This window comes from Ferrovibrio sp., from assembly GCF_025869515.1.
GTDB lineage: Bacteria > Pseudomonadota > Alphaproteobacteria > Ferrovibrionales > Ferrovibrionaceae > Ferrovibrio.
In genome coordinates this window covers 1-17,963 of sequence record NZ_JAOZVR010000041.1, presented here as the reverse complement: position 1 = coordinate 17,963, position 17,963 = coordinate 1, and the positions used below count along the sequence as shown (strand labels likewise).

The following is a 17,963-nucleotide window of genomic DNA, read 5'->3' as shown; positions in this document are numbered from 1 at the left end:
ATGAGCAGCTCCCGCGACCGCATCTTCGCCACATTGCGCGCCGGCCTGAAACACACGGTGGATGATCCGGCACGGCCGGCCGCCGTGGCCGAACGCATCGCCAGCCATCCGCGCAACCTGCTGCCCCAGCGCGCCCAGCTGCCGCATGCCGAACAGGTGGCGCTGTTCACCGCCAAGGTGGAAGCGCTCACCGTCACGGTCGACAGTGTGGCGGGGGTGGCCGATGTGCCGGGCAGGATCGCCGATTATCTGGCGCGGCATAACCTGCCGTCCCGGCTGCGCGTCGCGCCCGATCCGCTGCTGCAGAGCCTGCCGTGGTCGGAGCGGCCGATGCTGCAGATCGATTACGGCGGCGGCCGCAGCCAGGATCTGGTCAGCGTGACGCCGGCCTTCGCCGCCATCGCCGAAACGGGAACGCTGATGCTGCAGTCGTCGTCCACCACGCCGACCACGCTGCATTTCGTGCCCGACCACCATATCGTGGTGCTGAAGGAGAGCCAGGTCACCGGCACGCTGGAAGAGGCGTTCCAGCGCCTGCGCGACAAGTTGGCCAAGTCAGATAAAGACTGGGTGGAGAACTGGCCCCGCACGGTCAATTTCGTCACCGGGCCGTCGCGCACCGCCGATATCGAGGGCGTGCCGGTGCTCGGGGCCCATGGACCGCGGCGCCTGCATATCGTACTCATCGCCGATGGTGCGTAAGACCACGATAAAGCCAGCCCCGCTGGTTCCGGACTCCGACGCCTGGCAACAGGTGGCGCAGGCCGCGCGCCCGCTGAAAAAGCCGGCCAATGTGGTGCCGCAGCCGCTGGCGCCGCTGCCCAGGGTCTATAAGCCCGAAGGTGCCGGCGCCGCCGCTTACGCAAAGGCCGAGGCCAGGCAGAAGGCGCCGCTGCCGCATGGACGGCATTCGGAAAAGCCGGCGCCGCAGATGGACAAGCGGCTCAAGCAGCGCTTCCAGCGCGGCGACCTGCCGATCGATGCCCGCCTCGACCTGCATGGTCTCACCCTGGCCAATGCCGAACGCGCGATCAGCAAGCTGATCCGCGACTGCGTGGCGCAGCAGAAGCGCTGCCTGCTGGTGATCACCGGCAAGGGCACGTCACGGGATATCGAAACCGGACCCTTCCAGGGCCGTGGCGTGCTGCGTGCCTGGCTGCCGGAATATCTGCGGCGTGGGCCGTGGCGCGACCAGATTCTCGGTGTGACGCCGGCGCGGCAGGAAATGGGCGGCGCCGGCGCTTTCTACGTGCTGCTGCGTCGCCAGCGGGAAGAGACGCCACTGAAACGCTGAGCCAATCCGGACCAATTCCGTCACGCTTGCCAAGCGCAGGTGACAGGCGGAAAGTGGCGGCGATTTCATCGCCCCACAGGTCTCCGTCATGTCGATCCACCAGTATTTCTCGCCCGATTACGCCACCGCGCGCCAGACATTCCTCGCCGCCGCAAAAAATGCCGGCGCTGCGCTGGAGCATATCCGGCATCCGCTGACCGGCATCGCCGGGGAGGACCTGTACACCGATATCGCCTGGCTCGGACCGCGCGATGCGAAGGCCGTGCTGGTCACCGTGTCGGGCACCCATGGCATCGAAGGCTATTACGGCTCGGGCTGCCAGGTCGGCTGGCTCAGCGAAGGCCATGCGGCGAAGCTGCCGGCCGGTACCGCCATGCTGTCGATCCATGCCAGCAACCCCTACGGCTTTTCCTGGGGCCGCCGGGTCAACGAAGACAACATGGACATCAACCGCAACTTCATCGATTTCGCCGTCAAGGCGCCGCCGGCCAATCCAGCCTATGCCGAGGTGCATGACTGGCTGGTGCCGCAGGGCTGGAGCGACGAGATCGCAGCTAACATCCAGACGAAGATTGCCGACTACTATGCCCGCGTCGGCGCGAAGGCTGCGACGGCGGCCATCGTCGGCGGCCAGCACAGCCATGCCGACGGTATCTTCTACGGCGGCACCGAGGCCTGCTGGTCGCACAAAACGATCAAGGGCATCGCCGAAAAATATCTCGGAACCGCAAAACGCATCTGCGTGCTGGATTATCACACCGGCCTCGGCCCCTTCGGCTATTCGGAAATGATCTGCCGCCATCCGGTGGAGTCTGAGTCGCTGAAACTGGCACGCGCCTGGTTCGGCGATGCCGTCACCTCGCCGGCCATGGGCCAGTCGGATTCGCCGGTGATCGAAGGCAACCTGCGCATGGGCATCGCGCGCTTCTGCGCGCAGGCCACCGTGGTGGCGAGCGCCATCGAGGTCGGCACGCTGAGTTCGGAGGAAGTGCGGCTCTCGGTGATCGCCGATAACTGGCTGCATCTGCGCGGCGATGTGTTCTCGCCGCTCGGTCGCCAGATCAAGGCGCAAATCCGCGCCGCCTTCTATGCCGACAACGATGAATGGCGCGGCCTGTGCTATCCGCGCGCCGTGCAGATCCAGCAGCAGGCGCTGGCCGGGCTGGCGTCTTCCTAAGCTGGCGAGGGCTTAACCGAAGGGCGGTGGCGCGCGCGTGTCTGCGCCGCTTTTCGCCTGCGGCGCCGTATCCCAGCGGCGCAGCACTTCGTCATAGACACCATTGCGCCGTATCGTTGCCAGGCCGCGATTGAAGGCGATGCAGTCTTCTGCCTGCTGGAAGGCGACGCCATAGGGCGTGGGTGGAAAGATTTCATGTTCGGTCAGCGCCGCGCTGGTGTCGATGCCGGCCTCGGCACTGCGCATCAGGTGACGGAAGATGCGACGTTCGGCCAGCACTACGTCGGTGCGCCCGGCAAACAGCGCCCGCACCTGCAGCATCTGGTTGGCCACCTCGCGATAGCGTCCCGGATTGCCCTGCAGCGCGGCGATGGCAGGTCCCAGCATCACATGGGCATTCTGGAAACCGGTGACGTCCAGGCCGGCGAGATCGGCCGGCGCGGCAATCGTCAGGCCGCGGCTCTGCAGGCTGAAGGCCAGGTTGCGGTAGACCAGCACGGTGTCGCTGATGCAGCCCGGCAGGGCCATGGCCGGATTGGCTGGCGCGAAGGCATCGATGGCCTGGCGGCGGAAATCCTCGGGCAGCCGGCCGTAGGGCGCGAGTTGCGGCCGCAGGCGCTGGCCGGCGGCGCCGGCCGCCAGCATCACCAGGTCGTATTCCAGGCCGGTCAGCGTGCCGTCGGGCTGCTGCATGACATCGGGCGCGGGGGGGCGGAAGCCGACCGCCAGCGAGGGCCGCGCGGCCTGCGCCAGCGCGGCGCCGCTGCCGAGCAGCAGGCAGGCCATGATGAGGCCAAGGCGGATGGCAAAGAGGTGGCGTGACGGCACGTCCGGATACTAGGATGCCGGCCATGCATCGGCAATGCACCTCCCCGCGAGCACAGGTCCCGGATTGCACGCCGGGACGGGCAGACCCATGACGCCGTTCGGTGCCCGCATCCGTGCCTTGCGTCAGGCGCGCGGCATCGCGCTGAAGCAGATGGCCGCCGATCTCGGCGTCTCCTCGGCCTATCTTTCGGCGCTGGAGCATGGCCATCGCGGCCGGCCCTCCTGGCTGCTGCTGCAACGCATCTGCGGCTATCTCAACATCATCTGGGATGATGCCGAGGAACTGGCCGAGCTGGCCAAGCTGTCGCATCCGCGTATCACCATCGACACCGCGGGCCTGACGCCGAAGGCAACGCTGCTGGCCAACGAACTGGGTCGCCGGATCGGCAGCCTGGACGAGGCCAAACTGGAGCAGATGCTCAGGCTGCTGCGCGGCTGATTGCCTGCCCGCTATCCGGCGGTCAATCAAAATCGCGCAAAAAACCGCCGCATTCCGGCGCGGCCTGCCGCCCTCTTCATGGCACCAACTTGCACCTGCTGCGTTACTCCCTCATCAGTATGAGGAGGGTGGCGGGTGCAGGCCGCGCGGATCAGACATGCCATAGCCACGCCGGAGGCGACCCGCGCGGGCGTTCTGCGCCCCGGACAGAATGTCTGGCGTCGCGAAACCGCCGGTCGTGCCGCCATGCTGGTCGATGCCGCCGCCTATTTCGGCGCGCTGCGCCAGACGTTGCGCAATGCGCGCCATTCCATTCTCGTCACCGGCTGGGATATCGACAGCCGCACGCCGCTGGTCGGCCCCGATGGCAAGCCCGGCGACGACCTGCCGATCACCTTCGGTGCCTTTCTCACCGAACTGGTGCGGCGCCGGCCGCAACTCTCCATAAAGCTCCTGCTGTGGGATTATTACTCAGCGGTCTATTCGCTGGAGCGCGAGCTGATGCCGGCGCTGTCGCTGCAATGGAACACGCCGCGTCAGATCGAACTCTGCCTCGACGATGTGCTTCCCATCGGTGCCTCGCATCACCAGAAGATCGTGGTGGTGGACGATGCCGTGGCGTTTTCCGGCGGGCTGGATCTCACCATCCGCCGCTGGGATACCGAATCGCATGAGCTGCACAACGCCCTGCGCGTCGATCCGGCCGGCAAGCCCTATGCACCGTTCCACGATGTGCAGATGATGGTGGATGGCGCGGCTGCGGCCGCGCTGGGCCAGCTGGTGCGCGGCCGCTGGTATCGCGTCACCCATGAATTGCTGGCGCCGGCTCCTCCGTTCTACGGGCAGGCCGGCTGCGATCCCTGGCCGCTCGCGGTGACGCCGGACTTCACCGGCGATATCGCCGTCGGCATCGCCCGCACCGAACCGCGCTACGGGCCCGAACCGGACGTGCGCGAGGTCGAGGCGCTGTTCCACGACATGATCGATGCGGCCGAGCGCATTCTCTATGTCGAGAACCAGTTCCTGACCTGCATGGCGCTGGCGCGCCGGCTGGTCGAGCGGCTGCAGCAGCAGCCGGATCTCGAAGTCCTGGTCGTCGCGCCGAAAACGCACCACACCTGGCTGGAACAGCAGAGCATGCTGGCCGGGCGCATCCGCTTCATGGCGGTGATCGGTGATGCCGGGCTGGCCGCACGCGTGCGCTTCGCCTATCCCTGTCTGCGCCATGATGGCAGCGTGAAAGACCGCGATGCCGAGGTGATGGTGCATTCCAAGGTGATGATCGTCGACGATCGCCTGCTGCGCATCGGCTCCGCCAATCTGTGCAACCGCTCGATTGCCGTCGATACCGAATGCGACCTGGTGATCGAGGCGAACACGCCCGACCAGCGGGCCGGCATTGTCAAAGCGCGCAACCGCCTGATCGCCGAACATTGCGGCGCCACCGAAGCGGAAGTGGCCGGACTGCTGGAGCAGGGCGGCTCGCTGTTCGCCGCGCTGGATGCCCTGCAGGGCCGCGCGCACCGGCTCTGCCCGATCGAGGATACGCTGCCGGTCGGCCTCGACCTGATCGGCGCCATGGCCGATCCGGTGCGTCCGCTGGAAGCCGACCGCTACCTGCCCGACCCGAGCAACGAGCCGCCCAGCCAGCGCCGCTTTTCATCGCTGCTGGTGATCGGGCTCGGCGTGATCGTGGTGATCGCCCTGGTGCTGGCCTGGCGCTATACGCCGCTGGCGGACTGGGCCTCGCCGCACAAGCTGGCCGCCGCCTTCCGTACCGTTGCCGCCAGCCCGCTGTCTTTCCCGCTGGTGGTCGGCATTTTTATCGCCGCCGGCTTCATCGCCTTTCCGGTCACACTGCTGATCGCCGCCACCGCCATCACCTTCGGCACCTGGGAAGGTCTGTCGGTGGCGCTGACCGGCTCGATGTCCAGCGCGCTGGCCACCTACGGCGCCGGCCGCTGGCTCGGCGCCGACCTGCTGCGCCGGGTGATGGGTCCGCGCATCAACCGCGTGGCGCGCAAAGTGAAAAGCAACGGCATCCTTGCGGTGACGACGATGCGGGTGATGCCGACCGCACCCTTCATGCTGGTCAACCTGGTGGCTGGCGCCACGCGCATCCGCCTGCTCGATTACACCATCGGCACTTTCCTCGGCCTGGCGCCCGGCATCGTCATCATGTCGGTGCTGGGCGGCCGGCTGCTGGAGATGATGACGCAGCCGACGCTGCTGGATGTGGGGCTGGTCATCGGCTTCCTGCTGCTCTGGGGCGGCATGTCCTATCTGCTGCAACTGGCCGTGGCCCGCCTGCGGGATAAATTCGGTGCGACAGACTCCGCCTAGACCGGATCCGGCCGTCATCCGCGTCCTGACCTGGAATGTGCATGCCGGCATCGGTCCGGACGGACGCTACGATCTGCCGCGCATCGCCGCCCTGGTGCGGCGTCACGAACCCGACATCGTCGCGTTGCAGGAAATCGATTCCCGCGGCCGCAACGACAACGCCTTCGCTTATCTCGCCAGGTCGCTCGGCAGCCACGCGGCAGAGGCGAAAACCATTGTCACGCCGGACGGCGATTACGGTCATGCGCTGATCAGCCGCTGGCCGATGACGGATGTTGCCATCCACGATCTTTCGGTCAGCCGGCGCGAGCCGCGCCGCGCCATCGAAACCACGGTGCTGACACCGGGCGGGCCGCTGCACCTGGCCTCGGTGCATCTGGGTTTAAGTCTGCGCGAACGGCGCCAGCAGGCGGCGATGCTGTCGGCCATCGCCGGCACGGCGCGGCAAACCACGGTGATGCTGGGCGACTTCAACGACTGGTTCATCTACGGCACGGTGCGGCGCGCATTGGCCACCATCCTGCCCGGCCGCACCAGACAGCGCAGTTTCCCGGCGCGCTGGCCGCTCTTCATGCTCGACCGCATCTACTGCCGGCCGCGCCATGCGCTGCTGCGCAGCTGGACCGATCCGCTGGCCCGCCGCGTCTCGGACCACCTGCCGGTGATCGCCGATATCCGCCTCGAACAGGCGCCGCCGGGACCGCAGCCCTTCAGCCTGCCCGAGGCGATGGCGCAGGACGCGGCCGGCGATCCGGCCTAGGGTTCAGGCTGTCGGTATGTACGGCGCGCGGGCTTACTCTACCGCGCCTTTGGCGCGCGGGCTTACTCTACCGCGCCTTTGGCGCGCGGGCCTACTCTACCGCGCCTTTGGCGCGCGGGGCTGCGCCAGGTGCATGCCGCTGTCGATGAGCAGGGTTTCGCCGGTGACATTGACCGCGGCGGTGAGGAAGAAGGCGATGCTATGGGCGATGTCGTCCGGCTTGTTGGTGGTGCCGAGCGGCGCCGCACCCTGCCAGGTTTCCTGCGCCGCCTTGTAGGCCGCCTCGCCCATGCCCTGCTGCAGCCATTCGCCCTCGACGAAACCGGGGCAGACCGCATTGATGCGCACTTCCGGGCCGAGCACGCGGGCCAGGCTCAGCGTCATGCCGTTCAGCGCCGCCTTCGAGGCGACATAGGCAATCGACGATCCGGTGCCGTAGACGCCGGCGATGGAGGAGACATTCACCACCGCGCCGCGCGTGGCACGCAGATAGGATTCGGCGGCGCGCACCATCTGGAACGGCGCGATGGTGTTGACCGCGAAGATGTCGTGGAAATCCTGGGCGGAAAGCCCGGCGAGATTGCGATGGTTCACGAACTTCGTGGTGCCGGCATTGTTGACCAGATAGTCGAGATGGCCGAAGCGGGCGAGGGTCTCGTCCACTACGCGGCGGCAGTCGGCATCGTCGGCCACATTGCCCTGCACCAGCAGCGTTTCACCGCCCAGCTTTTGGCATTCGGCCGCTACCTTGTCGGCGGCAGCCCGGCTCTTGGAAAAATTGATCGCCACGGCACAGCCGCGCCCGGCCAGCAGCCGCGCGGTGGCCGCGCCGATGCCGCTGGAGCCCCCGGTAATCAGCGCCACGCGGCCTTTTAGATCACTCATCGGTTTCCTCCGTTTACGGCATGCTAGCCTGCGCCGATGCCGCCGGGCAGCGCCAGAATGCCTAAAATTTATACTACTGTAACAATGCGTTAGGATTATTATTAAGAATGAGTCGCATTGACCCGCCAGCCAATCGATGCTACCCAGCCGCCTTCTGTGGGGATTAGCCAGCAAAGCGCCAGCCAGGGCCCCGACTTTCTTGCTGGAGCATCTCCTATGGCCGCGCGCCGCCTGTTGCTGTCCACCGCCCGTTTCGCCCTTTTCTTCCTGGCCGCCCCGGCTCTGGCGCAAACCGCGACGGACAATCCGCCGCCGGCGCAATTGCCGGCGCTGCAGGTCGAAGGCCAGCGTCCGGCCGAACAGGCCGATGGGCCGGTCGAGGGCTATCGCGCCACGCGCTCGGCCACCGGCACCAAGACCGACACGCCGCTGAAAGAGGTGCCGCAGGCGGTCAACGTGATCCCGCGCCAGGCGATCGAGGACCAGCAGGCGAACCGCCTGGTGGACGTGCTGCTCAATGTGCCGAATGTGCAGCCCGGCTCCACCATCGGCAATCGCGCCGAGAATTTCACCATTCGCGGTTTCCGTTCCGAGACCTATGCGCGCGACGGCGTGGTCAACAATCCGCTCTTCACCAGCGAGACCTTCCTTGATCTGTCGAATGTCGAGCGGGTGGAAGTGCTGAAAGGCCCGGCTTCGGTGCTGTTCGGCCAGGGCGATCCCGGCGGCCTGATCAATATCGTGACCAGGAAACCGCAGTCGGCACCGGCCGTCGGCGGTTCGCTGGAAATCGGCTCCTATGATTTTCGCCGCGCCGAAGCCGATGCCACTTCGGCGCTGGATGATGGCAAGACCCTGGCGGCGCGCATCACCGCGGCCTACCAGGAAAGCGACAGCTTCCGTGATTTCTTCACCGATTCCGAACGCAAGACGGTATCGCCGGTGTTTCTCTGGACTCCGAATGATCGCAGCCGCCTGACCTTCGGTCTCGATTATACCGACCAGACCCAGCCTTTCGACCGCGGCCTGGTCGCCATCGGCACGCGCGTTGCTCCACTCCCCACCAGCCGCTATCTCGGCGAGCGCTTTTCGGTTTTCGAATCCGAAAAGACGATGCTGCAATACCGTTTCGAGCATGACGTCAACGACTGGCTCACGCTGCGCCAGATCACGCGACTGGACCGCGGCGATTCCTACCGTTACAGCGCCGATCCGCAGGCAGTGAATGCCACCACCGGTGTGCTGACCCGCCGCGCGCGTATTCAGAACGACGACACGCGCTATGGCGACATCATCCTGGACGCCACGGCACGATTCGATACCGGACCGGTCGCGCACACCCTGCTGATGGGCGGCGAATACAGCAAGGCGGTGCGCGATCTCGACTGGCGGCTGTATAACCTCGGCAGCATCAACATCTACAATCCCGTCTACGGTGCGACACCGGGCAGCTTCATCAGCGCCACGGCGCAGACCCATGACGTGGATATGTATGCTGCCTATCTGCAGGACCAGATCGCCCTGACCGAGCAGGTCAAGCTGATCGTCGGCGGCCGTTTCGACAGTTTCAGCCAGGTCGATACGCAGACCACAGCCACCACGAATACGCGCACCGCGCAATCCGACAGCGCCTTCAGTCCGCGTGCCGGTATCGTCTACCAGCCAGTCCAGCCGCTGGCGCTCTATGCCAGCTACACCGAATCCTTCAAGCCGCAGACGGCAACCGATTCCAGCGGCCAGGCGCTGGCCGCCGAAACCGGCCAGCAATACGAGGTTGGCGCCAAGCTCGATATCATTCCAGATCGTCTGTCGACCACGCTCGCTGTGTTCAACCTGACCCGCCAGAATGTGGCGACCGAGGATCCGGCCAACGACGATTTTTCGGTTGCCACCGGCGAACAGCGCTCGCGCGGCGTCGAACTCGACGTCACCGGCACAATCCTGCCGGGCTGGCAGGTCATGCTCGGCGGTGCCTATCTCAACACCAAGGTGACGAAGGACAGCCTGTATCAGGGCAACAGCCTGGCCGGCGCCCCGCGCTGGAGCGGCAGCCTGTGGTCGACCTACCAGTTTCTCAGCGGTCCGCTGCGCGGCTTCGGGTTTGGCGGCGGCCTGATCGCGGTCGACGATCGGGTCGGCGAGATCGGCAATACCTTTGCGGTACCCGGCTATGCGCGGGTCGATGCCACGGTTTTCTATGACCTGAACGAGCGTATCCGCCTGTCGCTCGCGGCGAAGAACCTGTTCGATGCCGATTATATCGAGACGCCGGTCGGCCGCACCGAGATCTATGCCGGCGCGCCGCTCACCGTACTGGCGCGTATCAGCGCGAAATACTAGCGGCGGCCATGGCAGCGCGCCTGAAAGCCCTGGTCGACCGGCGCGCGATGCGGCGCCTGCATGGTCTGCTGGGCTTCTGGCTCTGCCTGGTGCTGGGCTGGCTCTGCCTGTTCGGCACGCTGACCACCATCGGCCATGAGCTCGACTGGCTTGTCCGGCCGGCGCTGCGCGTCGGGGTGCCGGATGGTGTGGTGCCCGGCACCTATGTCAGCTGGGGCCGCATGGAAGCGACGATCCGCGACCGCTATCCGGACTGGACCTTGCAGCGCATCACCCTGCCGCAGGGCAGCCGGTTTGCGGCCGAGGCGCGGATGATTGCGGCGCAGGGGCAGCCGCGGCTGGTCTATATCGATCCTTACCGCGCCATCGTCACAGGCGATGGCGGTCGCGACACTATCCAGTCCACGCTGCGCCAGCTGCACCGGCAGTTCCACCTGCCCAATGTCGGCGATGTGAATGTCGGCATCTATCTCAGCACGCCCTTCGCACTGATCCTTCTGTTCATGCTGGTGAGCGGCCTGGTGATCTATCCGCAGTTCTGGCGCGGCCTGTTCCGTTTGCGGCTGCGCCATGGCATCGGGCCGCTGCTCAACGATCTGCATCGCCTGGTGGCCGGATGGTCGCTATGGTTTCTGCTGGCGATTTCGCTGACCGGCATGTGGTATTTCGCCGAACGGCTGCTCTACGATCTCGGCACATCGCTGGAGCCGCCGGCGCCGAAAGCCACGCTGTCGGCAGCAGCGGCGCTGCCGCTCGACGAACTGACGGCGCTGACGCAGGCGGCATTTCCGGAACTGAGGATCGCTGCGGTGTATTTTCCGCGCCGCAACGGCGATGCGCTGCGTTTCGACGGCCAGGCCGGCAACCTGATGGTGCGCGATCGCGCCAACAAGGTGTATCTCGATCCGAAAACCGGCGCCGTGCTGGGCGTCGAACGCATCGCCGGCCAGGGCTTCTGGCCGCGGTGGCGCGCGACCGTCAATCCGCTGCATTTCGGCGATTTCGCCGGAATCTGGTCGCGGCTGGTCTGGTTTCTCTTCGGCGGCGGGCTGACCGCACTGGTCTTCAGCGGTGCCTGGATGTACTGGCGGGCCTTGCGCCAGCAGCGCGATCTCGCCCGGCGGCGGCGGGCACGCAGGCACGCCTCTGCGTGAGGCTTACAGAATATACTTGCTGAGGTCGCTGTTCTTCGCCAGATCGCCGACGCGCTGCTGCACATAGGCCGCATCGATGCTGATGGTCTGGCCGGAATGGTCGGCCGCCGCATAGCTGATCTCTTCCAGCACGCGTTCCAGGATCGTGTGCAGCCGGCGCGCGCCGATATTCTCCACGCCCTCGTTCACATCGGCGGCGATCTGCGCCAGCGCATCGATGGCGTCGTCGCTGAAATTCAGCGTCACCTGCTCGGTGCCCATCAGCGCGGTATACTGCTTCAGCAGGCTGGCCTCCGGTTCGGTCAGGATGCGCCTGAAATCCTCGCGCGTCAGGCCCTTCAGCTCGACGCGGATCGGCAGGCGGCCCTGCAGTTCCGGCAGCAAGTCGCTCGGCTTGGCCACCGAAAAGGCGCCCGAGGCGATGAACAGGATATGGTCGGTCTTCACCGCGCCATGCTTGGTGTTGACCACGGTGCCCTCGATCAGCGGCAGCAGGTCGCGCTGCACGCCCTCGCGCGACACGTCGCCGCCGCCGCGGTATTCGCTGCGGGCGCAGATCTTGTCGATCTCATCAATGAAGACGATGCCGTTCTGCTCCACCGCCTCGATGGCTTCCTTCACCAGATTGTCCTGGTCGACCAGCTTGTCGCTTTCCTCCTGGATCAGCGCCTTCATGGCGTCGACCACGGTGGTCTTGCGCGGCTTGCCGCGCATGCCGCCGAAGGCCTTGCCCAGCATGTCCTGCAGGTTGGCCATGCCCATCTGCGCGCCGGGCATACCGGGAATCTCGAACATCGGCATGCCGCCGCTGCCGGCATCTTTCAGCTCGATCTCGATCTCGCGCTTGTCGATCTCGCCCTCGCGCAGCATCTTGCGGAATTTCTGCCGCGTCTCGACGCTGGCCTTGTCGCCCACCAGGGCGTCGAGCAGGCGCTCTTCCGCCGCCAGTTCGGCGCGGGCGGACACTTCCTTGCGTTTGCGCTCGCGGATCATGGTCAGCGCACCGTCCAGCAGGTCGCGCACGATCTGCTCGACATCGCGGCCGACATAGCCCACCTCGGTGAACTTGGTGGCTTCCACCTTCAGGAATGGCGCATTGGCCAGCTTGGCGAGACGACGTGAAATCTCGGTCTTGCCCACGCCGGTCGGCCCGATCATCAGGATATTCTTCGGTAGCACTTCCTCGCGCAGGGCTTCGGGCAGCTGCTGGCGGCGCCAGCGGTTGCGCAGCGCAACGGCCACCGCCTTCTTGGCATCATGCTGGCCGACGATATAGCGATCGAGTTCGGAAACGATTTCGCGGGGCGAGAAGGAGGTCATGACAGTTTTTCGACAATGATGTTGCGGTTGGTGTAGACGCAGATATCGGCGGCGATCTCCAGGCTTCGGCGTGCAATCGCCTCGGCATCCATGTCGCTGCGGTCGACCAGCGCGCGCGCGGCGGCGAGCGCGTAATTGCCGCCCGAGCCGATACCGATCAGGCCGTCTTCGGGCTCCAGTACATCGCCGGTGCCGGTCAGCACCAGCGATACGGATTTGTCGGCCACCGCCATCATCGCTTCCAGGCGGCGCAGGTAACGGTCGGTGCGCCAGTCCTTGGCCAGCTCGACACAGGCACGCGCCAGCTGCCCGGGATAACGCTCAAGCTTGGCCTCCAGCCGCTCGAACAGCGTGAAGGCATCGGCGGTGGCGCCGGCGAAACCGGCCAGCACCGAGCCGTCGCCGATGCGGCGCACCTTGCGCGCATTCGACTTGATCACGGTCTGGCCCAGGCTGACCTGGCCGTCGCCGGCCAGCACGATATCGGTGCCCTTGCGGACGGCCAGAATGGTGGTGCCGTGCCAGGTCGGCACGCGGTCGTCATTGCTCTTGGGAAGAGAACCTCGGCATCGGAATGGCCTTTCATGTAGGAACACGGGTGCTGCACTGCAAGGCAACACGTTTGGCGATACCGGCGCGTGCTGTGACGGTCGCCACAACCGGCAGTCTATGCAACCTGCGGCCAAAGGCGAAGACCGGGCACGAAGGGTTGTGGACTATCCCCTCGACTCGTGACGGGGGCTACCTTAAAATTTGCCAGCCGGCCATGGCAGGCCCGGCTGGGGTATTGAATGAATTATCTGATCGACCCGCAAGGGCATTGGTGGCGTTGGCCATCGGCGACTTTGGCCGAGCGGCTTGGCCATGCCGATCCGGATTTCGATCTCGCCGGCTATGCCGTGCGAAACCTCGGTTATGTCTGGCTGATCGTCGAGGAGCAGGTCACGCTCATGCAGTTCCGCGCCGGCATGGTCAGCCCGGCGGCGGTCAGTTCGCTCAAACCCTATCTGCGCAAGGCGGTGGCGGCCAAGCCGGTGGCGCTGGTGTTTTACGCCAGCGGCTGGCTCGAGGAAGCCTTTATCAAGGCCGCGCCGCTGCTGGCGCGGCTGGACGAGCTGGCACCGCTGGCTGAGCCGCGCATGCGCGACCAGTTCATCGCGCTGTCGCATCAGCCGCGCGAATGGCTGTATCACGCGCATCAGCATCTCAGCAGCCTGTTCGAGCTGTGGCGTTTCGAAGGCGGCGTTTTTTCGAAGCCGGTGCAGCGCTATCTGGACAACAGCGGCCTGATCGAGCGTACCGTCTTCATCACGCCGCGCGATAACGAACTGTATGTGACGGCGAGCGGCAGCGGCTTCACCATCTACGACAGTTTTCAGATGAACCGCGTTGCCGGGCGCAGAATCTCCGACCAGCCGGATCGCGCCTATGGCAGTTGGGTGGAGGCGAGCTATCGCACCTGCTTCGACAGCGGCCGGCCGGCGATGGACGATGTCGATGCCATTATCGAAGAGCCCGATCACGATCCGCGGCGTCGCCGCTATCAGCGGATGATCCTGCCCTGGCAGCAGGCCGATGGCAGCCGCATGCTGACCGGCAGTTCGCTGCTGAACGCGCAGCTCGCCATTCCGCTGTCTGTCGATTCCAGCACGCCGGGCAGCAAGTAAGCCGACACGATGCCGCAGTCCTGGCCGGCCACTTCTTGGCCGGCTTCAGACTTTCACGCCGTCAGTTCAGCGAAGGACGGTTTTCGCCCTGCTCGCGCGGTAGGCTCGGTGCATCGGCGTCGCTCGGTGCGATCAGCGCCGGGAAGCGCTGCATGTCGGCCAGCAGTTCGCCGCGGTTCATCCAGATCAGGGCACCCTGATAGCGCATCCTGCCATCGGGCGCGCGCCATTCCAGCGCCGGTTCGACATTGCTGTAGCCATAGGCCTTGGCGACGCCTTTCTCGACCAGGATGAACTTCACGAAGCTGATCGTGTAATCGGTGTTCCATTTCGTCAGTGCGAGCGCGCGCGAGATGCGCGGCAGGATGGCCGGCAATCCGCGCTTGCGATAGTCGGGATGGATCCAGGTCGATCCGGAGAAGACGATGCGACCGCTCAGCTTTGCCGCACTCGGCGACGTGAAACTGCAGGTCTCGCCGGCTTCGCACATCTTGTCCGGATCGGCATAGAAGAAGCGGAAACTCGACACGCAGTCCGCCAGCGAACTGCCGGTCAGATCGTAGACGCGCGCCGCCTGGGTCGAAACCACATCGCCGGCTTCATTGCGTCCGATGATGCAGAAGCCGTTGCGCTCGTCGATCGCGTTGAACGCGTTGTTGAAGCTGGGCGCGAGACTGTCCCAGCTGTCTTTGTTGGCATTGTTGACGATCCGCAGATAATCGAAATCGGCATTCAGGCTGAGCGTGACGCCGCGATCCCGTGCAGCTTTGTCGGCGGTGAGGAAGAACTGGCCCAGTTCGGGTCGCGGGCCGTGCTGCAGGGTGATCTGATCCGGCAGGCGCCGGGTGGAAGTCGCAGCGATACGCGCATGATAGGTCATTGTTGCCTCCGTGGCTCATGGTTAACGGAGGCAGACTATACACCGCAGGTTAAAGAAGCCGACGGGACACTACTCTGTGGTTGTAGCTGTGGCGGCGCGATACCCGTAGCGCTGCGACTGCTGTGGCGCAGGCAAAAAAAAGCCGGACCCTGTGATGGGTCCGGCTTCCTGCAGTTCTGCGAAAGATGAGTTGCTATGCCTCGACGGCGGGCGTCGCGACTGCACTCTCTTCTTCTTCGGGCTTGCCGCTATAGGAGGCGGCGGCGGCCTTGATCAGCTGGAAGATGCGGTCGCGCACCATCGGATCGGTGATCTTGCCGAAATTGCGCACCAGTTCGAGCGCCTGGCGCCGCGAGACCGGGCTCTTGTCCTGCTCGATCTCCGAGACCACGGCGTGCTCGGGCCGTGCCGTCGGCTGCTGCTCGATGCCGGGCATGTCCTCGAAGAAGTAGGAGGGCGGCACGTTCAGGATCTGGGCGAACTGCTGCAGGCGGCTGGCGCCGATGCGGTTCAGGCCCTTCTCGTATTTCTGGATTTGCTGAAAGCTCAGGCTGACCGAGGCGCCGAGGCGCTCCTGGCTGAAACCGGCCAGGGTGCGGCACGCGCGCAGCCGGGCTCCCACATGGGCGTCGTATGGGTTCGGTTTACGCATCGACTTCTCCATCACAGGTATCGTCCTACAAGGAATTGATGTAGTGTTTTTACCATTAGTTGCCGGCCGCTGCTACCTGGTTGCAGACTGGTATTCCGGACTAATCTCCGCCCATTTCCTCGACTTACAGCTTTCCGATGCCGGCCAAATCCGCCTTGTGCGAGAATGGCTTATGGCGCAGGACAACCATTACGTCACGTCATGAATCCTGCATCTTTCAGGGCCTCGGCGAATTCTAAAATTTTGATAACCTTTGCTCCGGCGATGCAGCTTGACCGCTGCATCGGCAGTCACGAGGGTGGTGGCACGGGAAACGCCGGACAGGGCATCAAGGCCTGCCAAGACAGGTTGTCGCCATGCAGCGGAGTGAAGGAGTTTCCCGGTATGCGCTACCCCAGATGCATTTTCTCGCCGCCAGAGGGCCGTAAGCCCAGCGGTCACAGGAAGCGTCGCAGCGATTCACCCGCCGCCTGATCCCCGCCACCCGTCCTTAATTCCTGCCCGTCAGTGCCGGCCGCGCCGGTTTGCGTTTCATGGAGTCCGTCGATGGCCGTTTCCGAAGCTGTATCCGATCCCGCGTTTGAGCCCGGCATCGAGGATCGGGTCCTGCAGCAGCAAAGTCCGCGTCGCGTGCCGCCCCTGATCGCCTGGTTCGGCCGGCGCGGCATCCGCGCACGCATCGCCTTCGGCTTCGGCGTCGCATTGCTGCTGCTGGTGGTTGTTGCCTCAGCGGCGGTTTACGGCATCCAGAGCGGCCAGGCTGCCTTCGGCACCTACGACCGCATCGCCGGCAACAATCAGCAGCTGCAGCAGTTCGAACGCGACATGGTCGATCTGCGCCGCAATCTGCTGCTGTTCATCGAACGCGACGATCCGCGCGGCCTGCTGGCGACGCGCCGGCTGGAGCCGCAGATGACGGAAACTCTCGACAGCCTGATCCGGAATGTGCGGGATCCGCAGCGCCAGGCCATGCTGGCCGAAGCCGCACCGCTGCTGAAAAGCACCTTCGGCAAGCTGGCGCAGGCGATTGCCGCCCGCAATGCCCTGAAGGCCGTTAACGGCAACCAGCTCGATGTCTATGGCCCGCGCGCCCGCGACAGCCTGATCCAGCTGATCAAGGCAGCCAACAGGCGGCAGAATTTCATCGCCGCCACCGAAGCCGGCCTGGTGCTCGACGCCTTCTCGGAAATCCGCGTCGCGGCCACCCGCTTCATCGGCATGGGCGACATGGCCATGGCCAACGAGGCGCGCGGCAAGGTCGGCACCTTCGTCGACATGATCGAAGACCTCAAGATCATGCTGGAGGAAGAAGACCTGCGCAAACTGGCCGCGGAATCGGAAAACTTCGCCAAGCAGTATGAGGCCGGCATTCTCGCCGCCGCTGCGGCCGCCGGCGATATCAACCGTCTGGTCTATCAGGAGATGGAGCAGGACATCGCCCAGATCGTGGAGAAGCTGGATCAGGTGAAAACCAGCCAGGCCGCCACGCTGGCGCAACAGCGCGAGGAGGCGATCCGGGCCTTCGCCACCACTTTCATCACCGTGCTGGCGGTTTCGCTGGCCGCCCTGGCGGTTGGCATCGTCTTCGCCTGGCTGATCGGCCGCAATATTGCCAATCCGATCGCCGCGCTCACCGAGGCGATGGGCATACTGGCGAAAGGCGATTTCTCCGCCGCCGTGCCGGGGCTGCAGCGCGGCGACGAGATCGGCCGCATGGCCTCGGCCGTTGCCGTTTTCAAGCAGAATGGCACCGAGAATGAACAGCTGCGTACCGCCGTGGACCAGGAACGTCGCAGCGCCGAGCAGACGCGCAGCGAACAGGAAGCGCTGCTCGACCGGGCGGTCGGCGAAATCGTCGCTGCGGCAGTGGCCGGCGATCTCGGCCAGCGTATTGATACGGCGCCGCTCAGCGGCGTGGCGGTCAAGCTCGGCAGCGGCATCAATCGTCTGCTCGATACGATCGGCGGCGCCATCGGCGAGGTCGGCGGCGTGCTGGCGGGCCTTGCGGCCGGCGATCTCACCCACCGCGTGGCGGGCGATTACAGCGGTGTCTTCGCCAAACTGCAGCGCGATGTGAATCTGGCCGGCGAGACGCTGGCCGACACGATGCGGCAGATTGCACAGAGCGCCAGCACGGTGCGGGATGCGTCTGCGGAGATCTCGACGGGAAGCCAGGATCTGGCGCAGCGGACGGAGAGCCAGGCGGCGGCGCTGGAGCAGACGG

Annotated in this window: 16 protein-coding genes; 10 read left to right on the top strand and 6 right to left on the bottom strand. The window is 65.4% G+C overall.

Annotated features, from left to right (window positions below; translation table 11 throughout):
- The 3 genes from OJJ21_RS05685 to OJJ21_RS05675 all read left to right on the top strand — a co-directional run bounded on the left by OJJ21_RS05685 (position 1) and on the right by OJJ21_RS05675 (position 2,471).
- A complete protein-coding gene (locus tag OJJ21_RS05685; protein WP_297684022.1) occupies positions 1-702 on the top strand; it encodes an LUD domain-containing protein in 702 nt (233 codons plus the stop codon).
- On the top strand, positions 692-1,294 hold the full coding sequence (locus OJJ21_RS05680; protein ID WP_297684020.1) for a Smr/MutS family protein: 603 nt from the start codon (positions 692-694) through the stop codon (positions 1,292-1,294). Before OJJ21_RS05685 ends, OJJ21_RS05680 begins: the two co-directional genes overlap by 11 nt.
- A gap of 88 nt (positions 1,295-1,382) precedes the next feature.
- Entirely contained in the window at positions 1,383-2,471 is a 1,089-nt protein-coding gene (locus tag OJJ21_RS05675) for a M14 family metallopeptidase (RefSeq protein ID WP_297684018.1), read from the top strand.
- Positions 2,472-2,483: 12 nt separating this feature from the next.
- On the opposite strand, the gene OJJ21_RS05670 is transcribed toward OJJ21_RS05675, so the two are convergent.
- A complete protein-coding gene (locus OJJ21_RS05670; RefSeq protein ID WP_297684016.1) occupies positions 2,484-3,299 on the bottom strand; it encodes a transporter substrate-binding domain-containing protein in 816 nt (271 codons plus the stop codon).
- Between the two features lie 88 nt (positions 3,300-3,387).
- Between OJJ21_RS05670 and OJJ21_RS05665 the strand changes: the two genes are divergently transcribed.
- The 3 genes from OJJ21_RS05665 to OJJ21_RS05655 all read left to right on the top strand — a co-directional run bounded on the left by OJJ21_RS05665 (position 3,388) and on the right by OJJ21_RS05655 (position 6,841).
- Positions 3,388-3,738, top strand: coding sequence for a helix-turn-helix domain-containing protein (locus OJJ21_RS05665; RefSeq protein WP_297684014.1), 351 nt, complete (start codon positions 3,388-3,390; stop codon positions 3,736-3,738).
- Positions 3,739-3,873: 135 nt separating this feature from the next.
- Positions 3,874-6,081 carry a VTT domain-containing protein gene (locus OJJ21_RS05660; RefSeq protein WP_297684012.1) on the top strand — a complete coding sequence of 736 codons (2,208 nt, stop codon included), beginning with the start codon at positions 3,874-3,876 and terminating at the stop codon, positions 6,079-6,081.
- The gene (locus OJJ21_RS05655) at positions 6,062-6,841 is read left to right on the top strand and encodes an endonuclease/exonuclease/phosphatase family protein (protein WP_297684010.1); all 780 of its coding nucleotides are present in this window, start codon (positions 6,062-6,064) and stop codon (positions 6,839-6,841) included. Before OJJ21_RS05660 ends, OJJ21_RS05655 begins: the two co-directional genes overlap by 20 nt.
- 96 nt (positions 6,842-6,937) lie before the next feature.
- On the opposite strand, the gene OJJ21_RS05650 is transcribed toward OJJ21_RS05655, so the two are convergent.
- The gene (locus OJJ21_RS05650; protein ID WP_297684008.1) at positions 6,938-7,726 is read right to left on the bottom strand and encodes an SDR family NAD(P)-dependent oxidoreductase; all 789 of its coding nucleotides are present in this window, start codon (positions 7,724-7,726) and stop codon (positions 6,938-6,940) included.
- Between the two features lie 216 nt (positions 7,727-7,942).
- Between OJJ21_RS05650 and OJJ21_RS05645 the strand changes: the two genes are divergently transcribed.
- Both OJJ21_RS05645 and OJJ21_RS05640 read left to right on the top strand, forming a co-directional pair.
- Positions 7,943-10,066 carry a TonB-dependent siderophore receptor gene (locus OJJ21_RS05645; protein WP_297684006.1) on the top strand — a complete coding sequence of 708 codons (2,124 nt, stop codon included), beginning with the start codon at positions 7,943-7,945 and terminating at the stop codon, positions 10,064-10,066.
- An 8-nt stretch (positions 10,067-10,074) separates the two neighbouring features.
- Positions 10,075-11,220, top strand: coding sequence for a PepSY-associated TM helix domain-containing protein (locus OJJ21_RS05640; protein WP_297684004.1), 1,146 nt, complete (start codon positions 10,075-10,077; stop codon positions 11,218-11,220).
- Between the two features lie 3 nt (positions 11,221-11,223).
- Here OJJ21_RS05640 and hslU read toward each other — a convergent pair whose 3' ends face one another.
- Positions 11,224-12,540, bottom strand: a complete 1,317-nt coding sequence (gene hslU / locus OJJ21_RS05635) for an ATP-dependent protease ATPase subunit HslU (protein WP_297684002.1) — start codon at positions 12,538-12,540, stop codon at positions 11,224-11,226.
- Positions 12,537-13,073: an ATP-dependent protease subunit HslV gene (gene hslV, locus OJJ21_RS05630; protein WP_297684000.1), complete on the bottom strand. Its 537-nt coding sequence runs from the start codon at positions 13,071-13,073 to the stop codon at positions 12,537-12,539. The genes hslU and hslV overlap by 4 nt, the downstream gene beginning before the upstream one ends.
- Before the next feature lie 258 nt (positions 13,074-13,331).
- Here hslV and OJJ21_RS05625 point away from each other — a divergent pair, with 258 nt between their 5' ends.
- Positions 13,332-14,207, top strand: a complete 876-nt coding sequence (locus tag OJJ21_RS05625) for a hypothetical protein (protein WP_297683998.1) — start codon at positions 13,332-13,334, stop codon at positions 14,205-14,207.
- A 61-nt stretch (positions 14,208-14,268) separates the two neighbouring features.
- Here the strand turns inward: OJJ21_RS05625 and OJJ21_RS05620 are convergent, their stop codons facing one another.
- Positions 14,269-15,087, bottom strand: coding sequence for a hypothetical protein (locus tag OJJ21_RS05620; RefSeq protein WP_297683996.1), 819 nt, complete (start codon positions 15,085-15,087; stop codon positions 14,269-14,271).
- Between the two features lie 193 nt (positions 15,088-15,280).
- Positions 15,281-15,739, bottom strand: coding sequence for a helix-turn-helix domain-containing protein (locus tag OJJ21_RS05615; protein WP_297683994.1), 459 nt, complete (start codon positions 15,737-15,739; stop codon positions 15,281-15,283).
- Positions 15,740-16,285: 546 nt separating this feature from the next.
- Here OJJ21_RS05615 and OJJ21_RS05610 point away from each other — a divergent pair.
- The coding region (locus OJJ21_RS05610) for a methyl-accepting chemotaxis protein (RefSeq protein WP_297683991.1) at positions 16,286-17,963 on the top strand (1,678 nt) is incomplete at its 3' end.

Excerpts from the sequence above, each read along its gene's own strand:
- OJJ21_RS05625 (WP_297683998.1), top strand. The coding sequence starts at position 13,332 with ATGAATTATCTGATCGACCCGCAAGGGCATTGGTGGCGTTGGCCATCG.
- OJJ21_RS05620 (WP_297683996.1), bottom strand. The coding sequence starts at position 15,087 with ATGACCTATCATGCGCGTATCGCTGCGACTTCCACCCGGCGCCTGCCG.
- OJJ21_RS05675 (WP_297684018.1), top strand. The coding sequence starts at position 1,383 with ATGTCGATCCACCAGTATTTCTCGCCCGATTACGCCACCGCGCGCCAG.
- OJJ21_RS05680 (WP_297684020.1), top strand. The coding sequence starts at position 692 with ATGGTGCGTAAGACCACGATAAAGCCAGCCCCGCTGGTTCCGGACTCC.
- OJJ21_RS05645 (WP_297684006.1), top strand. The coding sequence starts at position 7,943 with ATGGCCGCGCGCCGCCTGTTGCTGTCCACCGCCCGTTTCGCCCTTTTC.
- hslU (WP_297684002.1), bottom strand. The coding sequence starts at position 12,540 with ATGACCTCCTTCTCGCCCCGCGAAATCGTTTCCGAACTCGATCGCTAT.
- OJJ21_RS05650 (WP_297684008.1), bottom strand. The coding sequence starts at position 7,726 with ATGAGTGATCTAAAAGGCCGCGTGGCGCTGATTACCGGGGGCTCCAGC.
- OJJ21_RS05615 (WP_297683994.1), bottom strand. The coding sequence starts at position 15,739 with ATGCGTAAACCGAACCCATACGACGCCCATGTGGGAGCCCGGCTGCGC.
- OJJ21_RS05640 (WP_297684004.1), top strand. The coding sequence starts at position 10,075 with ATGGCAGCGCGCCTGAAAGCCCTGGTCGACCGGCGCGCGATGCGGCGC.
- OJJ21_RS05685 (WP_297684022.1), top strand. The coding sequence starts at position 1 with ATGAGCAGCTCCCGCGACCGCATCTTCGCCACATTGCGCGCCGGCCTG.
- OJJ21_RS05665 (WP_297684014.1), top strand. The coding sequence starts at position 3,388 with ATGACGCCGTTCGGTGCCCGCATCCGTGCCTTGCGTCAGGCGCGCGGC.